This window comes from Streptomyces sp. XM83C, assembly GCF_023072675.1.
Classification (GTDB): Bacteria; Actinomycetota; Actinomycetes; order Streptomycetales; family Streptomycetaceae; genus Streptomyces; species Streptomyces thermocoprophilus.
Map to the genome: position 1 here is coordinate 1 of NZ_JALLGL010000083.1, position 21496 is coordinate 21496.

The 21496-nt window shown below is 71.1% G+C and carries 21 protein-coding genes and 3 pseudogenes; 12 read left to right on the top strand and 12 right to left on the bottom strand.

The annotated features are described in order from the left end of the window. A partial coding sequence (locus MTQ10_RS12145; RefSeq protein ID WP_247465964.1) for a TetR/AcrR family transcriptional regulator occupies positions 1-588 on the bottom strand: 588 nt, incomplete at its 3' end. A gap of 48 nt (positions 589-636) precedes the next feature. Here MTQ10_RS12145 and MTQ10_RS12150 point away from each other — a divergent pair. Together MTQ10_RS12150 and MTQ10_RS12155 are read left to right on the top strand one after the other, a co-directional pair. Further along, positions 637-1437: a class I SAM-dependent methyltransferase gene (locus MTQ10_RS12150; protein ID WP_247465967.1), complete on the top strand. Its 801-nt coding sequence runs from the start codon at positions 637-639 to the stop codon at positions 1435-1437. Positions 1438-1660: 223 nt separating this feature from the next. Continuing rightward, positions 1661-3229: a S8 family peptidase gene (locus MTQ10_RS12155; protein WP_247465973.1), complete on the top strand. Its 1569-nt coding sequence runs from the start codon at positions 1661-1663 to the stop codon at positions 3227-3229. Positions 3230-3354: 125 nt separating this feature from the next. On the opposite strand, the gene MTQ10_RS12160 is transcribed toward MTQ10_RS12155, so the two are convergent. Then, entirely contained in the window at positions 3355-5256 is a 1902-nt protein-coding gene (locus MTQ10_RS12160) for a DEAD/DEAH box helicase (RefSeq protein ID WP_247465976.1), read from the bottom strand. Between the two features lie 488 nt (positions 5257-5744). Between MTQ10_RS12160 and MTQ10_RS12165 the strand changes: the two are divergent. The 5 genes and pseudogenes from MTQ10_RS12165 to MTQ10_RS12185 all read left to right on the top strand — a co-directional run. After that, positions 5745-6179, top strand: a pseudogene (locus tag MTQ10_RS12165) (Uma2 family endonuclease); the annotation flags it as partial. Positions 6180-6485: 306 nt separating this feature from the next. Further along, complete coding sequence (locus tag MTQ10_RS12170; RefSeq protein ID WP_093723595.1) at positions 6486-6761, top strand: hypothetical protein; 276 nt, start codon at positions 6486-6488, stop codon at positions 6759-6761. Then, on the top strand, positions 6758-7165 hold the full coding sequence (locus MTQ10_RS12175; protein ID WP_247465980.1) for a PIN domain-containing protein: 408 nt from the start codon (positions 6758-6760) through the stop codon (positions 7163-7165). Before MTQ10_RS12170 ends, MTQ10_RS12175 begins: the two co-directional genes overlap by 4 nt. Before the next feature lie 22 nt (positions 7166-7187). After that, complete coding sequence (locus MTQ10_RS12180; protein ID WP_247465982.1) at positions 7188-7544, top strand: tautomerase family protein; 357 nt, start codon at positions 7188-7190, stop codon at positions 7542-7544. A gap of 213 nt (positions 7545-7757) precedes the next feature. After that, positions 7758-9146 (top strand): hypothetical protein, encoded by a 1389-nt coding sequence (locus tag MTQ10_RS12185; protein ID WP_247465985.1) that lies wholly within the window; start codon positions 7758-7760, stop codon positions 9144-9146. A 16-nt stretch (positions 9147-9162) separates the two neighbouring features. Here MTQ10_RS12185 and MTQ10_RS12190 read toward each other — a convergent pair whose 3' ends face one another. From MTQ10_RS12190 to ychF, 3 genes are all read right to left on the bottom strand, one after another. After that, positions 9163-9513 (bottom strand): DNA-binding protein, encoded by a 351-nt coding sequence (locus MTQ10_RS12190; protein ID WP_247466019.1) that lies wholly within the window; start codon positions 9511-9513, stop codon positions 9163-9165. A 44-nt stretch (positions 9514-9557) separates the two neighbouring features. Next, positions 9558-9842 (bottom strand): hypothetical protein, encoded by a 285-nt coding sequence (locus MTQ10_RS12195; RefSeq protein WP_247465988.1) that lies wholly within the window; start codon positions 9840-9842, stop codon positions 9558-9560. 324 nt (positions 9843-10166) lie between these two features. Further along, positions 10167-11255: a redox-regulated ATPase YchF gene (gene ychF / locus MTQ10_RS12200; RefSeq protein WP_247465990.1), complete on the bottom strand. Its 1089-nt coding sequence runs from the start codon at positions 11253-11255 to the stop codon at positions 10167-10169. Positions 11256-11872: 617 nt separating this feature from the next. On the opposite strand from ychF, the gene MTQ10_RS12205 reads away from it, so the two are divergent. Beyond that, complete coding sequence (locus MTQ10_RS12205) at positions 11873-12295, top strand: DUF6542 domain-containing protein (RefSeq protein WP_247465993.1); 423 nt, start codon at positions 11873-11875, stop codon at positions 12293-12295. Positions 12296-12437: 142 nt separating this feature from the next. Here MTQ10_RS12205 and ppgK read toward each other — a convergent pair whose 3' ends face one another. Together ppgK and MTQ10_RS12215 are read right to left on the bottom strand one after the other, a co-directional pair. Continuing rightward, a complete protein-coding gene (gene ppgK / locus MTQ10_RS12210; RefSeq protein WP_247465996.1) occupies positions 12438-13193 on the bottom strand; it encodes a polyphosphate--glucose phosphotransferase in 756 nt (251 codons plus the stop codon). Between the two features lie 96 nt (positions 13194-13289). Beyond that, the gene (locus MTQ10_RS12215) at positions 13290-14306 is read right to left on the bottom strand and encodes a 4-hydroxy-3-methylbut-2-enyl diphosphate reductase (RefSeq protein ID WP_247466022.1); all 1017 of its coding nucleotides are present in this window, start codon (positions 14304-14306) and stop codon (positions 13290-13292) included. Positions 14307-14429: 123 nt separating this feature from the next. Here MTQ10_RS12215 and xseA point away from each other — a divergent pair, with 123 nt between their 5' ends. Then, positions 14430-15638, top strand: a complete 1209-nt coding sequence (xseA, locus tag MTQ10_RS12220; RefSeq protein WP_247465999.1) for an exodeoxyribonuclease VII large subunit — start codon at positions 14430-14432, stop codon at positions 15636-15638. Positions 15639-15647: 9 nt separating this feature from the next. Then, a complete protein-coding gene (locus MTQ10_RS12225; RefSeq protein ID WP_247466002.1) occupies positions 15648-15902 on the top strand; it encodes an exodeoxyribonuclease VII small subunit in 255 nt (84 codons plus the stop codon). 51 nt (positions 15903-15953) lie between these two features. On the opposite strand, the gene MTQ10_RS12230 is transcribed toward MTQ10_RS12225, so the two are convergent. The 3 genes and pseudogenes from MTQ10_RS12230 to MTQ10_RS31615 form a co-directional block, all read right to left on the bottom strand. Then, on the bottom strand, positions 15954-16481 hold the full coding sequence (locus MTQ10_RS12230; RefSeq protein ID WP_247466005.1) for a DUF4245 domain-containing protein: 528 nt from the start codon (positions 16479-16481) through the stop codon (positions 15954-15956). A 90-nt stretch (positions 16482-16571) separates the two neighbouring features. Further along, a pseudogene (locus MTQ10_RS12235) lies at positions 16572-16913 on the bottom strand (zinc ribbon domain-containing protein); the annotation flags it as partial. Continuing rightward, positions 16914-17021: pseudogene (locus MTQ10_RS31615) on the bottom strand (helix-turn-helix domain-containing protein); the annotation flags it as partial. Positions 17022-17230: 209 nt separating this feature from the next. Between MTQ10_RS31615 and glpX the strand changes: the two are divergent. After that, the gene (gene glpX / locus MTQ10_RS12240; protein WP_247466008.1) at positions 17231-18262 is read left to right on the top strand and encodes a class II fructose-bisphosphatase; all 1032 of its coding nucleotides are present in this window, start codon (positions 17231-17233) and stop codon (positions 18260-18262) included. A gap of 106 nt (positions 18263-18368) precedes the next feature. Here glpX and MTQ10_RS12245 read toward each other — a convergent pair whose 3' ends face one another. Together MTQ10_RS12245 and MTQ10_RS12250 are read right to left on the bottom strand one after the other, a co-directional pair. Beyond that, complete coding sequence (locus MTQ10_RS12245; RefSeq protein WP_247466010.1) at positions 18369-18758, bottom strand: WhiB family transcriptional regulator; 390 nt, start codon at positions 18756-18758, stop codon at positions 18369-18371. A 113-nt stretch (positions 18759-18871) separates the two neighbouring features. Then, positions 18872-19555: a DUF1707 SHOCT-like domain-containing protein gene (locus tag MTQ10_RS12250; protein WP_247466013.1), complete on the bottom strand. Its 684-nt coding sequence runs from the start codon at positions 19553-19555 to the stop codon at positions 18872-18874. Positions 19556-19769: 214 nt separating this feature from the next. Here MTQ10_RS12250 and MTQ10_RS12255 point away from each other — a divergent pair, with 214 nt between their 5' ends. After that, a complete protein-coding gene (locus MTQ10_RS12255; protein WP_247466016.1) occupies positions 19770-21464 on the top strand; it encodes a fumarate hydratase in 1695 nt (564 codons plus the stop codon). Positions 21465-21496: the final 32 nt, after the last annotated feature.

A 21496-nucleotide genomic window follows, 5' to 3' on the forward strand; every position in this document is an offset into this window, starting at 1 on the left:
CACCACGACCGCCCCCACCACCGCCTCCACCGTCCTGCGTACCGCCTCCTGCGACGGCACCCCGTTCTCACGGTCGGCGAAGAGCAGGTGTGCGGCTCCGACGAGCGTGGGGGCAAGGACGGCGACGTCGGCGGTCGCCGCGACGCGCCCCGACTCCCGTTCCGCCGCGAGGTACGCCGCCGTCGCGTCGGCGGCCTCCGTGAGGAGGGGCAGGCCGTTGCACCCGGCCTCGCGCAGCCGCGCCCGCAGCGGGTCGCGGGACGTGATCAGCGCGACGACGGCCACCGCGACGGACTCGAACAGCTCGGTCAGCGCTGCGGCGAGGTTGTCGACGACCGTGCCCGTGCCTGCGCTCGCCCGCAGCGCCGCCGCCCGCTCCTCCTGACGGGCGACTCGGTCCAGCACCAGCTCCGCCAGGAACGCGTCGAAGTCGGCGAAGTGCCGGTGCAGGACGCCTTTCGCGACGCCCGCCTCCTCCGTGACCGCACGGCTGGTCAGCGCGCTGGGCCCGGACCGCAGCAGCACGCGTTCGGCGGCGTCGAAGAGCTGCCGGCGGACGTCCCGCAGGGCCACTCCCGTAGGTGTCACGTTCTCTCCCGCTTGACGTGTGGGCGCTCGCCCACTCAAAGTGGGCACATGCCCACTCTACCTCCGCATCGCGCACGCGCCATGGCCGAGTCCTTCGGCGAGGACCCGGAGCGTTACGACCGCGCCCGCCCCCGCTACCCCGAGCCACTGATCGGGGCGATCGCCCACGCCTCCCCCGGCCCTGAGGTCCTGGACGTCGGCTGCGGGACCGGCATCGCCGCACGGCAGTTGCGGGCGGCGGGCTGCCGGGTGCTCGGCGTGGAGCCCGACGCCCGCATGGCCGAGCTGGCGCGGCGGCTCGGCACACCGACCGAGGTCGCGGCGTTCGAGGACTGGGAGCCCGCCGGACGCAGCTTCGACGCGCTGATCGCCGCCCAGGCCTGGCACTGGGTGGACCCGGTGGCGGGCGCGGCCAAGGCGGCGCAAGTGCTGCGGCCGGGCGGGCTGCTGGCGCTGTTCTGGAACGCCCTGCAACTCCCGCCGGAACTGACGGAGGGTTTCGCGGACGCCTGCGCGCGGGCCCTGCCCGACGCCCCGTTCGACGTACGGGCGGCGATGACCCGGCCGGCGGCACAGACGTACGGCGAAGGACTGGAGCGCACGTCGGCCACGCTCGCGCGGGCGGGTGGTTTCGGTGCGCCGCAGCGCTGGCGGTTCGACTGGGAGCGGACGTACGCGCGTGACGAACTCCTCGACCAGTTGCCCACGTTCGGAGTGTTCACACGGCTGCCCGCCGACCGGATGGGGCAGGTGCTGGACGAGGTCGGCGCCCTGGTGGACGCGGCGGGCGGGAGCGTGCCGGTGCGGTACGCGACGCTGGCGGTGGCGGCGGTGCGCGAGGGCGCGTGACGGCGACGGAGGGCGGGTGGCGCGCCGCCCGACCCGCCCGCCGGGCACGTACCGGCACATGACAAGCGCATGGCGGCTCTGTTGCATCCTTGCGGGGCCTCTTGTGCAAATCCTTCGGAACCCTCAATCTTTCGGCTGACGCACAGTCACAGCACCACGCGTTGACAGGTTCATGCCATCCATAGTCGTCCCTCTGACATCCCCCACGAGGAGGACCCCTCACATGGCACCGACGCGTCACACCCGCCGAAGAATGGCCGTGCTCACCGCCGCCGCCACCGCGGTACTGGCGACCGGCCTCGCCTCCGCGCTCCCCGCCGGCGCGGCGACCACCGCCCCCGAAGGCGTCATCCAGTACGAGGACGCGGCCAACGCCGTCTCCGGCAGCTACATCGTCACCCTGAAGTCCACCCGCGCCGCCTCCGACGCCGGCCGCGCGGTGGCCGCCCGGTACGGCGCCTCGATCCAGCGGACGTACACCAAGGCGCTCAACGGCTACGCGATCACCGCCTCGGAGACCGAGGCGAAACGTCTCGCCGCCGACCCGGCCGTCGCCTCCGTCGTCCAGAACCGCACCTTCCACATCGACGGCACCCAGCCCAGCCCGCCCTCCTGGGGCCTGGACCGCATCGACCAGCGCAACCTGCCGCTCAACAACTCGTACACCTACCCGGACTCCGCCGGTGAGGGTGTGACGGCGTACATCATCGACACCGGCGTGCGCATCACCCACAGCGACTTCGGCGGTCGCGCCTCCTACGGCTACGACGCCGTCGACAACGACAACACCGCCCAGGACGGCAACGGCCACGGCACGCACGTCGCCGGCACGGTCGCCGGCAGCAAGTACGGCGTCGCCAAGAAGGCGAAGATCGTCGCGGTGCGCGTGCTGAACAACTCCGGCTCCGGTACGACCGCCCAGGTCGTCGCCGGCATCGACTGGGTCGCCCGCAACCACACCGGCCCCTCCGTCGCCAACATGTCCCTCGGCGGCGGCGCAGACTCCACCCTCGACGCGGCCGTACGCAACGCCATCGCCTCCGGGGTGACCTTCGCGGTCGCCGCGGGCAACGACAGCTCCAACGCCTCCAACTACTCGCCCGCGCGCGTCACCGAGGCGATCACCGTCGGCTCGACCACGTCCAGCGACGCCCGCTCCAGCTTCTCCAACTACGGCTCGGTGCTCGACCTGTTCGCCCCGGGCTCCTCCATCACCTCGTCGTGGAACAGCAGCGACACCGCCACCAACACCATCTCCGGTACGTCGATGGCGACCCCGCACGTCACCGGTGCCGCGGCCGTATGGCTGGCCGACCACCCGACGGCCACCCCGGCGCAGGTGTCCGCGGCGCTGACGTCCGCCGCCACCAGCGGCGTCGTCTCCAACCCGGGCAGCGGGTCGCCCAACCGTCTGCTGTACGTCGGCGGCGGCACCACCACACCGCCCGGCCCGCGCTTCGAGAACACCACCGACTACCCGATCAACGACAACTCCACCGTGGAGTCCCCCATCACCGTCAGCGGCGTGAGCGGCAACGCCCCCGCCGCCCTCGGCGTCGAGGTCCACATCCGGCACACCTACATCGGTGACCTGCTGATCCAGCTGATCGCCCCCGACGGCACGGCGTACACGCTGAAGTCGTACGGCACCGGCGGCAGCGCCGACGACATCGACACCACGTACACCGTCGACGCCTCCTCCGAGACCGCGAACGGCACCTGGAAACTCAGGGTCAGCGACAACTACCGCTACGACACCGGCACCATCGACTCCTGGGCGCTTCAGTTCTGACGCCCTGAAGCACCGCGAACCCGTGAACCCGTGAGCCTGTGAGCCTGTGAGGCGGGCCCGGGGCGCGCCCACCGGCGGGCGCCGCCCCGGGCCCGCACCCGTGCACCCGTGCACACCACCAGGTGTCAGGTGCGGGCCTGCCGCTCCACCGTCGGCTTCAGCTGCGGCTCGCACAGGATCACCACCGAGGCGGCCTGGAGGTTGAGCCCGATGCCGCCCGCCTCGATCTGCGCGAGCAGCACCGCGTGCCCGGGCGCGGCGGTGAAGTCGTCCACGATCTGCTGGCGCCGCTCCGGCGCCAGCCCTCCGCCGAGCGGCCCGTGCACACCGTCCAGCACCTCCGCGACCGCGCCGAGCACTTCCCGGAACGCGGAGAACACGACGACCTTCAGCCCGTTCTCGGCGGCCTCCCCGACCAGTTCCCGCAGCCGGCCGAGCTTCGCCGACTGCTGCGGCCGGGCGTACGCGGCACGGCGCATCGCCATGAAGTTGCCGCTGCGCACCGCCTCCTCGTAGGCCCGCGCGTCGGCGGGGCTGGGCTCCTGCCACTCGTCGGTGTGCTGCAAGGTGGGCAGTTCGCTGAGCACGTCCCGCTGGTTGCGCCGCAGATACACGGGGGCGACGGCCCGGCGGAACTCCTTGGAACCGCGCGTCGGCTCGTCGGTGCCGGGCGCGAAGTCGGGCCGCAGGATGCGCACCAGGTTGCGGAACTCGGCGACACGGTTCTCCATCGGCGTGCCGGTCAGGAACAGGACGTGCGGGCAGTTCTCGGCCCAGGAGCGCACGGCGATCGAGCGGAGCGCGGCCGGGTTCTTCACGTAGTGCGCCTCGTCGACGACGAGGAGTCCCAGCTCGGGGTCGCCCGCCGGGGCGGGGAATCCGCGCAGCGCGTCGAACGTGGTGACGGCGACGCCGCCGCTGCTCCGCCAGTCGGCGAACGCGGCCTGCCGGTTCGGCCCGTGCAGCGGTACGGCGTGCAGGGTGCTGCGGGTGGCGATCTCCCGCGTCCAGTTGATGAGGACGCTCGCCGGGCACACCACCAGGAAGTGGCGGTGCCCCTCGGCCGCGAGATGCGCGAGGACGGCGATGGCCTGCACGGTCTTGCCGAGTCCCATCTCGTCGCCGAGCAGCACCCGCTTCTGGGCGAGCGCGAACCGCGCCCCGAACGCCTGATAACCGCGCAGGGACACCAGGCAGTGTGTGTCCGTCAGCCGCTGTTCCCGCACCCGCTCGGCCACCTCGTCGGGCAGAAAGCCCTGGGCGGCGGCGTCGGGTTCGTGGTCGGCGATCTCGGCGAGGAGGCCGTAGTAGTCGGCGGCACGGCGTTCGAAGTCCACCCAGGCGGCGAGGTCGTTCTCGGGGCGGCGCAGCAGATCGACGCCGGCCTGGGCGCACCGCTGCGGTACGCCGTCGGCCTCCGCCTCCTCGACGAGCGTGCGGAGTTCCGCCACGGCGGCCAGCGCCCGCTGCCGGGTCTCGCGGCCGGCGAGCAGCATCCGCCAGCGCCCGGCGGCGGGGCGGGCGTCCGTCAGCAGCGGGGCCAGCCGCTCCGCGAGCGCGGCGCCCGCCTCGGCCGCGCGCCGCGCCTGCGGTCCGGCCTCGACGAGGACGTGCAGCGCGGTGACGAGGGCGGTGCCGCGCGGTTCGGGCCGGTCGGGGTCGAGGCGTACGGCGACGTACTCCTCCGCGGCCTCCGCGAGCTGCCGGGCCGCAGCGAGCACCTGGTCGGCGGTGCGCCGGCCGACGCCCGGGGTCTGCCGCAGCATGTAGCTCCCGGCGCGCAGCACGTCCTGCACGGTGCGGAACCCGCCCGCCTCCAGCTCGTCCAGCCGCAGCCGGCCCTGGGTGACATCCCTGAGCCGGGCCACGGGCAGCCGCTCCAGCTCCTCCCGGACCAGCTCCTCCCGCAGTGGCCGCAGTGCCTCCCGTACGGCGTCGACGGCCCGCTCGTGGTCCTCGGCGACCTGCCGGGCCGCCTCGGCCAGCCGCGTCCCCCGCGCCACGACCTCCCGCTCGGTCCGCGCCATCGATCCCCCTCAGTGTGGTGCTCAGGGAATGGTGCCACTGCCCTCCTGTGCCCGGCTCGGGGCGAGGGTCCCTGCCCCGGCGCCGGGACGGCCGGGTGACGGCAGCCGGACCGCACCGCCAGGCCGTCACCCGGCCGTCGCCGCAAGGAACGCGGAGACCGAACCCCGTATCTGGTGTACGTCACCTGTCGACGGCCGGACCTCACGCGCCCGGCAGGTCGGGCACCACAGCGAAGGAACACTGATGCCGAAGGACCCGGCGACGACACGAGCACCACCGGAACCAGGCCAACCGGGCCGCACCCGACGCCGATGCCCCGCTCGGCGGGAGCACGTCGATCGAGGACGACCGCTTCGGCACGGTGACGGTGCTGCTGGACGTGCGGAAGGGCACGGTCGTCGTCGACGGCAACGACTCCCCCGGATCGAATTTCTGCGCGCACACGACACTGAGCCGACGAGCACGTCCCGAGCGGAGGTCCTGACGCGGTCGGCTCGTCACGTCCCTCACCACGGCGCTCATGGCCGCGGCACCCCCGGCTTCGAGGTCGAACGGGAGACGACGGTCCGCCTCGACGAGCGCAGCCGTCCCGAGCCGGATCTGCTCGTGACGACCGCACCGTACGACCCCGACCGCACGTGGTGCGCGCCGGAGCAGGTCCGGCTGGTCGTCGAGGTCGTCTCCCCGAGTCCGCCCGCCGGGAGCGCACGGTCGAGCTGCGCACGTACGCGGAAGCCGGCATCCCCCGCCCCTGGTGCATCAGGACGAGGAGGGATCACCCGTCGTGCACGTCTGCGAACTCGACACGCCGACCGGCCTGTACGCCCCCGCCGGTATCTTCCGCGGCGCCCTGGAGCGCCCCGTACCGTTCGACATCAGCCTGGACCTCGGACGCCTCACGCCCCCGGCGAAGAGCGGCTGAGGCCGCTTCACAGCGGCCGGGCCGCGGCTCAGGACCACAGAAACGGCCAAGGGCCCGACCCCGAAGCGGCGGACCCCGGCCGACCTGCGTGTTGGCCACCTCAACGGCGTGTCACGCGCTACACGTTGAACCGGAACTCCACGACAAGGCTCTGACCTGCGGAAATGCGAGCACATCCCAGCACCATCCCAGCACGGGCGCCGCGACAAAGTACAAGAAGATCCAATGACGCCGAGACTACGCCGCCGGATGCGGGCTGCGCAGCATCCCACCCGATGTAATAGATCCTGTACTAGAATGGGCCCCATGAAGTCACCCCGCCCCGGCGGCACGGAGAACATCTCCGTCTCGATGCCCTCGGAACTGCTCGGCGCTCTGCGCACGCGCACCGGCAAGCGCGGCGTGTCCGCGTACGTGACCGCGGCCGTCCGGCACCAGTTGGCGATGGACGGCCTCGCCGAGATCGTGGCTGCCTACGAAGCCGAGCATGAACCGCTGAGCGAGGCCGAGGTCCAGGCCGCGCAGCGCGAACTATTCGGTGACGCACCGGCGCCGTACGCGTCCGGCGACAGCGCCGCATGAAGGAGCCCGCGGCCAGGTCCCTGGTGCTGGACTCCCAGGCGTTGTCGCTGCTGCTGCGCAACGACCGCCAGATGGTCACTCGGCTCGAGGCTGCTCGGCGCGTAGGCGTGCCCGTCCTCGTATCGGCCCTGACCGTGGTGGAGGCCGTCTACGGGAAGACGGACACCGCTCGGCTGCGCTGGGTGCTCTCCCGGCTTCAGGTCCAGGACGTCACCCAGGCGGACAGCCTCACCGCAGTGCAGTTGCTGAGCGACGCCGGCGGCCTGCACGGCCACAAGTACGCCATCGATGCCCTCGTCGCCGCGATGGCGCTCCGCTCCCCGCCACCCGTGCTGGTGCTGACCTCGGACCGCGACGACTGGTCGAAACTGTGCGGCGACCGCGTACAGATCAAGGACGTCTGAGCTTGGCGTTCGCCCCTCTTTGATGAGGGGCAGGTCGTGCCGACGATGCACTCGGCTCCTCGACGAGGGCACCGAGGGCTTCGCGGAGGCCCGGCACTCACACGTCGGCGACACCGTCCGCGCAGCATCCCCTGGACGCCGCCTCGGCTTCGAGCGCAGCCCGACGAGCGCAGTGATCGTCCACATCTTCACCCAGCGCGGCCGCTCCACCGAGGTCAAGCAGCTCGTCCACAAGACACTCGCCGAGCGCCTGGCCGCCGTCGGCGTGAACGGCAAGAACCTGTTCGTCAGGTACTTCGAGAACCGCCCCGACGACTGGTCCTTCGCCGACGGCCGCGCCCAGTACGTCGAGGGCGACCTCCCTGTCCCTGGCCGCTGAACCCCGCACCCCAAGCCAGTCCAATCAGGTCCCCATCAATGACTCTGAACCCAAGCCGTTTCGCATCAACGCCATGAGCGACTGTCCTCGCCGTAAACGCGCCTTCCAGGACCTCTCATCCGAATGAGGGAGCCCCCAGGCTGCCCCGAATTCCCGGAGGTCCAGTGGGCATCGTCTTTGAGGCAGCGCACCGAGGGACCGGCGGGAGGCTCCATGGACCAGGCCCTGAACGAGCGGCAGCAGGCCGTGCTCGACTGGGTGGGCCAGGGGTGTCCCGACGGAGTCTGGCCGGACAGCACGTACAAGACCAGCGGGCAGGCCCTGCAGAACCGAGGGCTCATCAAAATCACCAAACGCCGCGGGCATTGGAGCGCCCACCTCACCGAGAAGGGGCGGCAGCATCTCACGGACCGCGGCATCCGCCCCGTGGAACAGAGCACCCGACCACCGGAACGGCCCGCCCGGAAACCGGCACCATCGCGCCCCAGAGCCGTGCCGAAGGCCCGTACGAACTACGCGGACCAGCTACTCGAAGAACTGGCCGCGAACGACGGCTGCCTCATCAAGCCCATCGAATCCGACCCGCACTCGGTGAATTGGGCGTCACGCGTCAACGCCGCCCGCAAGTCCGGCAAGATCCCTCACACGCAGGAACTCCACGGATACCGCACCCACCGCGGCTACGAAATCAAGCTGGTCGACATCCCTGCCTGGCGCCTCGCGGAACTCACCCCGCTCCCTGTGCCGGCCAGACTCACCAAACCCCACGCCGTCGTGGCCGCCCTCCAAAAGCAACCGCAGCCACTGGGCCTGACCAAACCCCTCCAGGGCCGAGCCCTGCGCATCATCCAAACAGTCATCGCCGCCACCACAGCCCAAGGCCACAAGGCATCGCTCGGAACCACACAAGGCGCGCCCCCGCCCCATCGGCACCGCAAGGCACCACCGCACTTCTCCATCACCGCCCACGGCGAAAGTGTCGGATTCCTCGTCCTCCAAGAACAGGACCGCAACGAACACGTCCCCACAGACAAGGAACTCGCCGACGCCAAGAAGCACTCATGGATGCGCATCCCCCGCTTCGACTACACACCCTCCAGCCGGCTGCGCTTCATACTCCGCGGCGGCAGCCCGCACCGTGCAAGCGAATGGGCGGATCTCCCCGACCGGCCTCTGGAAGAACAACTCGCCGAGATCGTGCAGGAGGTCGGACTCCGCGGCGAAGCCGCAGAACGCAAACGCCTCGCGGACCAGCAAGCCAGAGAGGTACAGCAAAAGCGCTGGGAAGCCGCCATGCAGGAAGCCCACGCCGCCTACGCCCACGCCTACCGCGTCAAACAGCTCGGAGAACAGGCGGACACCTGGTACCAGGCCAGGCGCCTGACTGAATACGTCACAGCAGTAGGCGTCCATGCCGCATCGCTTCCGCCCGGGCAGGAGCGGACCGAGGTCGAGGCATGGCTCGCGTTCGCGGACGCGCACCTCCAAAGCCTCACCGAATCGGTCTCAGCGCCGAAACTGCCCACGCCGCCGAAACCCAGCGGCGACGACCTCAAGCCCTTCCTCGGTCACTGGAGCCCCTACGGACCCCGCTCCTACTGAGCCGGACCAAGGGAAATCACACCGCCACGAGCCGGACCCGCTCGCCGCACAGCTTGGCCATGTCGTCAACATCGGAAGTCAGCATGACCACGGGGCGGTGCTGTCGCAGAGCGGCCTCGGCGACGGCCGCATCGATCGCGTACTTGTGTCCGTGCAATCCGGCATTCATCAGCAACTTCGAGGCAGCCCTCGCCTCCTCGTCACCGACCGGGACGACCCGCAGCCCGGAAAGCACCCAGTTCAGGCGTGACTTGTTCGTACGGGCGTGGACGGCCTCGATGATGGTGAGCGCGCTGATCACGACCTCCATGCCACGCAAGCGCGCCTCAGCGATCAGAGCCACCACCTGCTCGTCGTCGGCGAGCAGCTTCGACAGTCCCTCACTGTCGAGGACGAGCGTCCCCTCGTGACTCAGCCTGCGGCGGGCCGCTCGGCCTCCTCGGCGAACACCTCGTCGAAGACCTGCCGCGCCCGCTGACGAGCCGGCTCGGAAACCGGCCCCTTGCGGCTCTCGTAGTCCGCCAGGTACTCGTCCAGGACCTGCCCGCGCAGCTCACGCTCGACTGCCTCGGCGATGAACGCGGAGAACTCCCGCTTCCCCACTCGCGCCCGGATCGCCTCCGCGGTCCCCTCCGGCAGCGACAGGCTCACCCGCGTCGCCGGACCTTCCCCGATGCTGTACGTCGTCTCACCCATACCCCGAGTGTGTCAAACGAGTAGGAAAAGTGCCACGCCTCCGCACGGCGCCCCAGAGCCGTGAAGAAGATGTGTGGATGAAACCCGTCCCGCCCTCCCCGCGCACCGGTCAGATCACTGCCCGAAACCCAGCACGGGCTCCTCATCCCATCCCAGCACCATCCCAGCACGGTACGGATGACCAGGGGTGATGACAGGTGACGAGGGGTCAGCTATCCCAGCACCATCCCAGCACGGGAAAAAACCAAGGGCCCGACCCCGAAGAGCCGGACCCTCTCTGACCTGCATGTTTGCCAGATCGGCGACGTGGTGATATGTCAGCCGCTACACGTTGAAGCGGAACTCCACCACATCGCCGTCCTGCATGATGTAGTCCTTGCCCTCCATACGGGCCTTGCCCTTGGCGCGGGCCTCGGCGACCGAGCCGGCCTCGACCAGGTCGTCGAAGGAGATCACCTCGGCCTTGATGAAGCCCTTCTGGAAGTCGGTGTGGATCACACCGGCGGCTTCGGGGGCGGTGGCGCCCTTCTTGATCGTCCAGGCGCGGGACTCCTTCGGGCCCGCCGTCAGATAGGTCTGGAGGCCGAGCGTGGTGAAGCCGACGCGGGCCAGGGTGGCGAGGCCGGGCTCCTCGGCGCCGACGGACTGGAGCAGCTCCAGGGCGTCCTCCTCGTCCAGCTCGGCGAGGTCGGCCTCCAGTTTGGCGTTGAGGAAGATCGCCTCGGCGGGGGCGACCAGGGCGCGCTGCTCCTCCTTGAACGCCTCGTCCGTCAGCTCCTCCTCGTCGACGTTGAAGACGTAGAGGAACGGCTTGGTGGTGAGCAGGTGCAGGTCGTGCAGGAGTTCGGCGCGCTCGCTGCCCTGGACGATGCCGTGCGCGAAGAGCGTGTCGCCCTTCTCCAGGATCTCCTTGGCCTCCTCGACCGCCTTGACCTTGGGCGCGACGTCCTTCTTGATCCGGGACTCCTTCTGGAGCCGCGGCAGGACCTTCTCGATGGTCTGCAGGTCGGCGAGGATCAGCTCGGTGTTGATCGTCTCGATGTCGTCCTTCGGCGAGACCTTGCCGTCGACGTGGACGACGTTCTCGTCCTTGAAGGCGCGGATGACCTGGCAGATCGCGTCGGACTCACGGATGTTCGCGAGGAACTTGTTGCCCAGGCCCTCACCCTCGGAGGCGCCGCGCACGATGCCCGCGATATCGACGAAGTCGACCGTCGCCGGGAGGATGCGCTCCGAGCCGAAGATCTCCGCCAGCTTGGCCAGCCGGGGGTCGGGGACGCCGACGACGCCGACGTTCGGCTCGATGGTGGCGAACGGGTAGTTGGCCGCCAGCACGTCGTTCTTGGTCAGGGCGTTGAACAGGGTCGACTTGCCGACATTCGGCAGACCGACGATTCCGATCGTGAGCGACACGTTGCGACTTCCCGTACGTGAGGGTGGAGGGGGCGGACTCCCGGGCGGGGCCGATCCACCAGTCTACGGGGTGCCGGGCCGGGGCCGGGCGGGGCTCTCGAACGCCCGGTCAAGGTCCCCCCCCCACGGCGTGTCCGATGCCCGATTCGGCACATAAACCGACCTAAGTTGGTCCAATGGAGCAGCACAGGACGCGCCCCCCTCGGCCCACGCGCCCCCCACAGCCCGCCTCGCGCGGCGCCACACCCGCGCCGCTGCCGCCGCAGCCGGGGCCCGGCACGGAGGACATCCGCCCGGGCGGCACGGGCAGTAAGGCCGGTACGGGCGGTACGGCGCCCTCGGACGGTCGCCCAGGGGGGCGGGGGCCGCGTGGGCCCGGTTCCTCCCCCGAGGGCGGCCGTGGCGGTGCGTCCGGGGCGCGGCCCGTCCCCGCCAAGGGGCGTCCGGCGGCGTCCGGTGCCCGTGTCGTCGCGCAGAGCGCCGCTCCCGGCGGGACACGGCGGACGGGCGGTAACGCGAGGAGCGGGGGGGCGGCCCCCCGCGAGCGCACGGCCGGCCCCGCGCCGGGCCGGCGGGCCGGCTCCCCCGGTACGGCGGGGCGGGCCGGTCCCCCGCTCGTGGCGGCCGTACGGCGGCTGCCGAACCCCCGGCTGACCGGACTGGGCAGCGGGCTGTTCTGCGGCGCCGCGATGATCGCGCTGGGCTTCCTCGTACAGCTGCTGTTCGGGTCGTCCCAGACGGCGTACGGCGTGCTGTTCCTGCCCGTCGCCGCGCTGACCGCGCTGTGGGTGCGCCGCGGGGATCTGCTGGCCGCGCCGGTCGTCGTACCGATCGCGTTCACCGTCGGCCTGCTGACGGTGGCCGAGGGAGAGGGCGCGGGCGGCACGCTCATGGGGCTGGTCACCGGCCTCGCCACCCAGGCGGGCTGGCTGTACGGCGGCACGCTCGTCGCCTGCGCGGTCACCCTCGCCCGCGGCCTTCGCGCGGCCCGCGCCCGACGCCGCGCACTGCCTGCCCCACGGGGGCGCCGACGCCCCTGACGGACACGGGCGCCGCCCAGGTCGTACCAGGACCGCCGACGCCCGCGGTCCGCCGCCCGACCCGAAACCCTGACGGCCGGGCGACCGGGCGGGAGCGGGCGGCCCAGCGACGAGGCCACCGGACGGCCGTCCGCGCGCCTGCCTACGCCTCCGCCTCGACCTCCGCCGCGTGCATCGCCGCCCCCACGATGCCCGCGTTGTTCTGCAACTGCGCCGGGACGATCTCCGCGCGGATGTCCTTGATGTGCGGCAGGAACTTCTCCGCCTTGCGGCTGACACCGCCGCCGATGATGAACAGCTCCGGCGAGAACAGCATCTCCACGTGCGCCAGATACTTCCGCACGCGCCGCGCCCAGTGCTCCCAGCTGAGGTCCTCGTCCTCCTTGGCCTTGCTGGACGCCCGCTTCTCCGCGTCGTGGCCCTTCAGCTCCAGGTGGCCCAGCTCGGTGTTGGGCACCAGGTGGCCGTCGATGAAGACGGCACTGCCGATGCCCGTGCCGAACGTCAGCAGAACGACCGTCCCTCTGCGGTCCTTGCCGGCGCCGAAGTGCATCTCGGCGACGCCGGCCGCGTCGGCGTCGTTGACCACGGTCACCGGCAGGCCGCCCAGCCGCTCGCTGAACAGCGCCCGGGCGTCGGTGTCGATCCAGCTCTTGTCGACGTTGGCCGCCGTACGGACGGTGGAACCGCCGGTGACGACCCCCGGGAAGGTGAGCCCGACCGGGCCGGTCCACCCGAAGTGGTCGACGACCTCCTTCACACCGTCGGCCACACCCTCCGGGGTCGCCGGGTGCGGGGTGAGCACCTTGTGCCGCTCCTGGGCCAGGTCGCCCTTGTCCAGGTCCACGGGAGCGCCCTTGATCCCGGAACCACCGATGTCCACGCCGAAGATCTGCATGGCCCTACCGTACGACGCGCCACTGACAGTCACGCCCCACAGCGGAGAGTCACCGCGAGGCGGGCCCGACGCGCGCCGAACCCGTCCCCCGTCAGGTCACTCGCCGGCAGCGCCCGCCCCGCCGCGCTCGGCGACCAGGGCTGCCGCCTCCTCGCGCAGGTCACGGCGGAGCTCCTTCGGCAGGGAGAAGGTGATGGACTCCTCGGCGGCCTTGACGATCTCGACGTCCTCGAAGCCGCGCTCGGCGAGCCACTCCAGCACCTGCTCCACCAGCACCTCGGGCACCGACGCGCCGGAGGTCACACCGACCGTGGTGACGCCCTCCAGCCAGGCCTCGTCGATCTCAGTGGCGAAGTCCACCAGGTGGGCGTCGCGGGCCCCGGCCAGCTTGGCGACCTCGACGAGCCGCTTGGAGTTGGAGGAGTTGCGGGAGCCGACGACGATCACCAGGTCGGCCTCGGAGCCCATCTGCTTCACGGCGAGCTGCCGGTTCTGCGTGGCGTAGCAGATGTCGTCGCTGGGCGGGGAGACGAGCTGCGGGAACTTCTCCTTCAGCGCGTCCACCGTCTCCATCGTCTCGTCGACGGACAAGGTGGTCTGGGACAGCCAGACGACCTTGGACGGGTCGCGGACCTCGACCTTGGCGACGTCGGCGGGGCCGTCGACGAGCCGGATGTGGTCGGGGGCCTCACCGGAGGTGCCGATGACCTCCTCGTGGCCCTCGTGGCCGATCAGGAGGATGTCGTAGTCCTCCTTGGCGTACCGGACGGCCTCCTTGTGGACCTTGGTGACCAGCGGGCAGGTGGCGTCGATGGTGGCCAGGCGGCCCTGCCGTGCCTCCTCGTGCACGGTCGGGGCGACACCGTGCGCGGAGAACATGACGATGTTGCCCGGCGGCACCTCCTCCGTCCGCTCGACGAAGATCGCGCCCTTCTTCTCCAGGGTCTGCACGACGTACTTGTTGTGCACGATCTCGTGCCGGACGTAGACGGGGGCCCCGTACTGCTCCAGGGCCTTCTCGACGGCGATCACGGCGCGGTCCACACCCGCGCAGTAGCCACGGGGGGCGGCGAGCAGGACACGGCGGCCAGTCGAAGCAGTCATGCACCCCATCGTAAGGCCGCGTGCCACGCCCCCAAGATCGCCCGGCGCGTGTCCGGCGCCTCGCCCACGGCGCATCGCGTACGACGGTCGCCGTACGGCTCGTTGTCGGTGATGCCCGTTACGCTCGCGGACATGGCTGTCAACACGTCCGCGGACACCCCGCTCCCCGTCGGTGAGGTCTCGCGGCTGATCGGCGGGTGGATCGACCGGCTGGGCGCGGTGTGGGTCGAGGGGCAGATCACGCAGCTGTCGCGGCGGCCGGGCGCGGGCGTGGTGTTCCTGACGCTGCGCGACCCGTCGTACGACATCTCCGTCAGCGTCACCTGCTACCGGCAGGTGTTCGACGCGGTCGCGGACGTCGTCGGCGAGGGCGCGCGGGTCGTGGTGCACGCGAAGCCGGAGTGGTACGCGCCGCGCGGGCAGCTGTCGCTGCGGGCCGCGGAGATCCGCCCGGTCGGTGTGGGCGAGCTGCTGGCGCGGCTGGAGCAGCTGAAGAAGTCGCTCGCGGCGGAGGGCCTGTTCGCGGCGGACCGCAAGAAGCCGCTGCCGTTCCTGCCGCAGCTGATCGGGCTGGTGTGCGGGCGGGCGTCGGCGGCCGAGCGGGACGTGCTGGAGAACGCCCGGCACCGCTGGCCGCATGTCCGCTTCGAGGTGCGCAATGTCGCCGTGCAGGGTGTGCACGCGGTGCCGCAGGTCGTGCAGGCGGTCAAGGAGCTGGACGAGATCGACGACGTCGACGTGATCATCGTCGCGCGGGGCGGCGGCAGCGTGGAGGATCTGCTGCCGTTCTCCGACGAGCAGCTGGTACGGGCGGTCGCCGCGTGCCGTACGCCGGTGGTGTCGGCGATCGGCCACGAGCCGGACACCCCGCTGCTGGACTACGTCGCCGACCTGCGCGCCTCGACACCGACGGACGCCGCGAAGAAGGTCGTGCCCGATGTGGGCGAGGAGCTGGAGCGGGTGCGGATGCTGCGCGGCCGGGCGCGGCGGTGCGTGGAGGCGCTCGTGGAGCGGGAGGAGCGGGGGCTCGCCCATGCGCTGGCCCGCCCGTCGATACAGGACCCGCATCGGATGATCGACGAGCGTGAGCAGCAGGTGACGGCGCTGGTGGAGCGGTCCCGGCGCACCCTGGGGCATCTGCTGGACCGCGCGGACTCGGAGCTGACGCACACGCACGCGCGCGTGGTGGCGCTCTCCCCCGCGGCGACGCTTCAGCGCGGGTACGCGGTGCTGCAGAAGTCCGACGGGCACGTGGTGCGCGCGCCGGGCGAGGTGACGGCCGAGGAGGCGCTGCGGGCGCGGGTGGCCGAGGGTGAGTTCAATGTCCGAGTCGATGTTTAGGTTGGGTGGATGACCAGCAAGGTGGACGAGGCGCTCGGGTACGAGCAGGCGCGTGACGAACTGATCGAGGTGGTACGCCGCCTCGAGGCGGGCGGTACGACGCTGGAGGAGTCGCTGGCGCTGTGGGAGCGCGGCGAGGAGCTGGCCCGGGTGTGCCGCCGCTGGCTGGAGGGTGCGCGGGCCCGCCTCGACGCGGCGCTGGCGGAGGAGGAGCGGACGGGGCCGTCGGCCGGCGACGACTCGGGCGAGGACGCTTCCCGGTAGGCGGGCCCGTCGGACGCCGGGGACGGCCCACCGGTCGGGCCGCCACCGCGTTCACGCCAGCTTGAGCGCGCCCGCCATCTGCGCGAGCTGGTCGAAGGAGCCGGTGCCCGCGACGACCGTGGTGGAGCCGTCGACGGTGTCCTTGAGGACCAGCGCGTCGTACCGGCCGCCGGTGTAGCGGATCCAGGTGCGACCGCCGATCTCCTGGGTGACGTCGGTCTCCTTGGCGCCCTGGCTGGCCTCGTCGATGAACCGCGCCCGCTGATCGGTGGACTGCTCGATCGCCACGTACTCCCCGTCGGGGGCGTGGAAGCCCAGGTGCCAGGCGTCGAAGTCGGCCCCGTCGAAGCGCACGGACGTCGCCTTCCAGCTCTCCGGCAGACCCTCGGGAGCGGCCACCGGGTAGGAGGCGGCACGGCGTGCCGTCAGCAGCTCGACGCGGTAGTCGACGCGCTTGAGGTCGGGTGCGTCATCGTCGTGCGGGACGAAGAGGTAGATCACCGCCGCCGCGATCATGATGAGGCCCAGGGAGAGAACCATGTCCCGGACCGTCTTCTGCTTGCCGTTCGAACCTGCCACGCCCCTATCGTCGCAGGTGCCCGGTCCGCTCATCCGTGGGGGCCCCTGCTCATTTTGTCGGACTGACGATAGAGTCGGGGTCCACCACCGTCATCCGGCCGTCGTCGTATCAGAAAGGTGCGCTCCGTTGACTTCCTCCCCCGGCCTGGAGGCGGGGATTCCCACGGTCGCCCGTGGGGCGTCCCGCTTCCGCGACGACCGCCCCGTGCGGGAGGATTCCCGTTGAGGTCTCACACCGTCTCCACGGGCGGACGCCGCCGGCCCGGGGGCCAGAACATCGCGCGCCGCGTTCACGTCGCGGTCGTGCGTGGCGCCGCAGTCGCACGTCCGCTCCCGGATCGGCGGCGGCAGGGCCTCTCGGACCGCGCCGCACATCCCGCACGGTCCGGAGCCGGGGAAGCGGCGGTCGATCACGACGAGGTCGCGCCCGTGTCAGGCGCGCGTACGTGCTTCCAGCGCCGTGTCGTACACGAGGCGGTCGCAGCCGAACGTACGCGGCGACTCCGTCGCCTGCTCGTCGGTGGGGTGGAAGCGGCACTCGAACGCCCGCTCGACCTGCCGAGCGGCATCTCACAACATATCCGTTTTCGTGTGAACGGGGGCTGTCGGTCACTGGCCCCGGGCACCGCATCACCACGGAGGCGATCCGCCCTCCCCTGCCCCGATCCGCAGGAGCTTCGTCTCTCCCCCGCGAGCGGGAGGTACCCTCACCCCGGTCCGACGGCCGGGGCATCCCCGAAGGAGACCCGATGACCGAACATCATCTGCCGTCCGAGCTCGATGTCCCTTCCGAGGCCCCCGACCGCAACCTGGCGCTTGAGCTGGTCCGGGTCACGGAGGCCGCGGCGATGGCCGCGGGCCGTTGGGTCGGGCGCGGCGACAAGAACGGCGCCGACGGTGCCGCGGTGCGCGCCATGCGCACCCTCGTCTCCACCGTGTCCATGAACGGCGTGGTCGTGATCGGCGAGGGCGAGAAGGACGAGGCGCCGATGCTCTTCAACGGGGAGCGTGTCGGTGACGGCACGGGTCCCGAGGTCGACATCGCGGTCGACCCGATCGACGGCACGACGCTGACCGCGAAGGGCATGCCGAACGCGATCGCCGTGCTGGCGGCGGCCGAGCGCGGGTCGATGTTCGACCCGTCGGCCGTGTTCTACATGGACAAGCTGGTCACGGGCCCGGAGGCCGCGGACTTCGTGGACATCGACGCGCCCGTCGCCGTGAACATCCGGCGGATCGCGAAGGCGAAGCGGTCCACGCCGGAGGACGTCACCGTCGTGATCCTGGACCGGCCGCGGCACGAGGGGCTGATCAAGGAGGTCCGGGAGGCCGGTGCGCGGATCAAGCTGATCTCCGACGGTGATGTGGCGGGGTCGATCTACGCGCTGCGCGAGGGCACCGGCGTCGATCTGCTGCTGGGTATCGGCGGCACCCCGGAGGGCATCATCTCGGCGTGCGCGGTGAAGTGCCTGGGCGGCACGATCCAGGGCAAGCTGTGGCCGAAGGACGACGAGGAGCGGCAGCGGGCGGTCGACGCGGGGCACGATCTGGACCGGGTGCTGACCACGGACGATCTGGTGTCCGGGGAGAACGTCTTCTTCGTCGCGACCGGTATCACCGACGGTGAGCTGCTGCGCGGTGTGCGGTACAAGTCGGAGACGGCGCTGACCGAGTCGATCGTGATGCGCTCGAAGTCGGGCACGGTGCGCAGGATCGATTCGGAGCACCGGCTGAGCAAGCTGCGTGCGTACAGCCAGATCGACTTCGACCGGGCGAAGTAGCGCGGTCGTTCGGCGCCGGGGCGTCGGGGGCTTCGCTCCTCGCCCGGCGCGGCTTCGGCGCCCTCTGTGCGGAGAGGGCGCCGAAGGCATGTCGTGGGGTGGGCCGTCAGCCTGCCGCCGCTATGCGGCCGGTGGTGCGGGCGGCCTTCTTCAGTTCCATCTCGCGGCGTCGGCGCCGGGCGAGGACGACGCGGCGTTCCGCCGCGGTGAGGCCGCCCCAGACGCCGTAGGGTTCGGGCTGCAACAGGGCGTGTTCGCGGCACTCGACCATCACGGGACAGCGGGCACAGACGCGCTTGGCGGCTTCCTCACGCGAGAGCCGGGCCGCGGTGGGTTCCTTGGAGGGTGCGAAGAACAGGCCGGCTTCGTCGCGCCGGCACACCGCCTCGGTGTGCCAGGGGACGTCCTGGTCCTTGTCCCGATCCCTGTCTCGCGCTGACACCCGCTGGGCCGGAACGGCAGCTACCTGCAGGGACGAATGCGGCGGTTGCAGCACGGTCTACTCCTGACGACGGCTTCGCGAGCGAGAGACGATGCAGCAAGGCCTACCCGCTGTACGCGCGCCTATGCACTGCGTTGCAAACCGGCGGGTACGGGGGTTCACATTCGTCAACGGTCCAGGTGTCTGCGCGCCTTCTTGTCGATCTTCCGCTGGACGCGGTCGAGTATGTCCGCGACGAGCCGGCCGCGCTTGGGGCGGCCCTCGATGTTGCCGAGGACGGCCCAGCCGTCGACGTGGACCACGGGGGCGTCGGGGTCCGGGGAGTCGAGGGCGTCGACCTCGAAGTTGCCGAGGACGCCGCCGCCGGTGCCGCGCAGCGAGACGTTCTCGGGGACGCGGATCTCGACGTTGCCGAAGACGGAGAACGCCTTGATCATCACCTGCTGGTATTCGAACAGGGCCTCGCTGAGGTCGAGTTCGACGCTGCCGAAGATCGCGTACGCGTGGATGCGGCGCCGTGGGCGCCAGCGTCCCCGGCGGGTGGTGCTGCTGAACACGGCGACCACGTTCTCGTCCGGGTCGGCGGGCAGGGTGACGGCGGCCGGGGTGCGCGGGGCGGCCGGGACGCGGCGGGCGCGGGTCTGCCCGGCGGGCAGGTCGCGGACGAACGCCTCCAGCTCGCCGACCGTCTTCGCGGCGAGGACGCCCTCCACCCGCTCGGCGTGCTCGTCGGCGGTGAGGCGACCCTCGGCGAGGGCGTCGCGCAGGATGTCGGCGACGCGGTCCCGGTCGGCGTCGGAGGCGCGCAGCTCGGCGGGCGGCGTGGGTGCGGTCTGCTTCTGAAGGTCCACACCACCACACTAGCGAAACACGATAGATCGCGACAGTCCCTCGGCGGAGTGAAGCCGGGCCGCCCCGCACCGGCCGTCCGGAATCGGGCGAAACGCCCGCCCGCCCCGGAACTGAGCCTTACCTCACAGGCTCGCCGCTCGCGGCAGGTTCTAGGCTGGACGGGCCCGCCAGTGTCGGCGGGCCGCCGTCCGTCAGAGTGAGGAATGGGCTGAGATGCCGCGTAGGTCCCCCGCAACCCGCCCGGAGTTCGCGTACACCGATCTGCTCCCCCAGGGCGAGGACACCACCCCGTACCGGCTGGTGACCTCGGAGGGTGTGTCCACCGTCGAGGGGCCGGACGGGCGGACGTTCCTGAAGGTGGAGCCGGAGGCGCTGCGCAGGCTGGCCGAGGAGGCCATCCGCGACATCCAGCACTTTCTGCGGCCCGCGCATCTCGCGCAGCTGCGCCGCATCATCGACGACCCGGAGGCGTCGTCGAACGACAAGTTCGTCGCGCTGGACCTGCTGAAGAACGCGAACATCGCGGCGGCCGGTGTGCTGCCGATGTGCCAGGACACCGGTACGGCCATCGTCATGGGCAAGCGCGGGCAGAACGTGCTCACGCAGGGCCGTGACGAGGAGGCCCTCAGCCGCGGCATCTTCGACGCGTACACGAAGCTGAACCTGCGCTACTCCCAGATGGCCCCGCTGACCATGTGGGAGGAGAAGAACACCGGCTCGAACCTGCCGGCGCAGATCGAGCTGTACGCCACGGACGGCGACGCCTACAAGTTCCTGTTCATGGCGAAGGGCGGCGGCAGCGCCAACAAGTCCTTCCTCTACCAGGAGACGAAGGCCGTCCTGAACGAGGCCTCCATGATGAAGTTCCTGGAGGAGAAGATCCGTTCGCTGGGCACGGCCGCCTGCCCGCCGTACCACCTGGCGATCGTCGTCGGCGGCACCTCCGCCGAGTACGCGCTGAAGACCGCGAAGTACGCCTCCGCGCACTACCTGGACAACATGCCGACCGAGGGCTCGGTGCTCGGTCACGGTTTCCGGGACAAGGAACTGGAGGAGAAGGTCTTCGAGCTGACGCAGAAGATCGGCATCGGCGCCCAGTTCGGCGGCAAGTACTTCTGCCACGACGTCCGTGTGATCCGCCTGCCCCGGCACGGCGCGTCCTGCCCGGTCGCCCTCGCCGTCTCCTGCTCCGCGGACCGCCAGGCCGTCGCGAAGATCACCGCCGAGGGCGTCTTCCTGGAGCAGCTGGAGACGGACCCGGCGCGTTTCCTGCCGGACACCACCGACGAGCAGCTGGACCAGGACGGCGACGTCGTCAAGATCGACCTGAACCAGCCGATGGACGCGATCCTCGCCGAGCTGACCAGGCACCCGGTGAAGACGCGGCTGTCGCTGACCGGCCCGCTGGTCGTCGCCCGTGACATCGCCCACGCGAAGATCAAGGAGCGGCTGGACGCGGGCGAGGAGATGCCGCAGTACCTGAAGGACCACCCGGTGTACTACGCGGGCCCGGCGAAGACGCCCGAGGGTTACGCGTCGGGTTCCTTCGGCCCGACGACGGCCGGCCGTATGGACTCGTACGTGGAGCAGTTCCAGGCGGCGGGCGGTTCGAAGGTGATGCTGGCCAAGGGCAACCGCAGCAAGCAGGTCACCGACGCGTGCGCCGCGCACGGCGGCTTCTACCTCGGCTCGATCGGCGGCCCCGCCGCCCGCCTCGCGCAGGACTGCATCAAGAAGGTGGAGGTCCTGGAGTACGAGGAGCTGGGCATGGAGGCCGTCTGGAAGATCGAGGTGGAGGACTTCCCGGCGTTCATCGTCGTCGACGACAAGGGCAACGACTTCTTCCAGGACCCGGCGCCCGCGCCGACGTTCACCAGCATCCCGGTCCGGGGCCCCGGCCTCGGCTGACCCCGGACCCGCCCCCTGCGGCACCCCTGAGA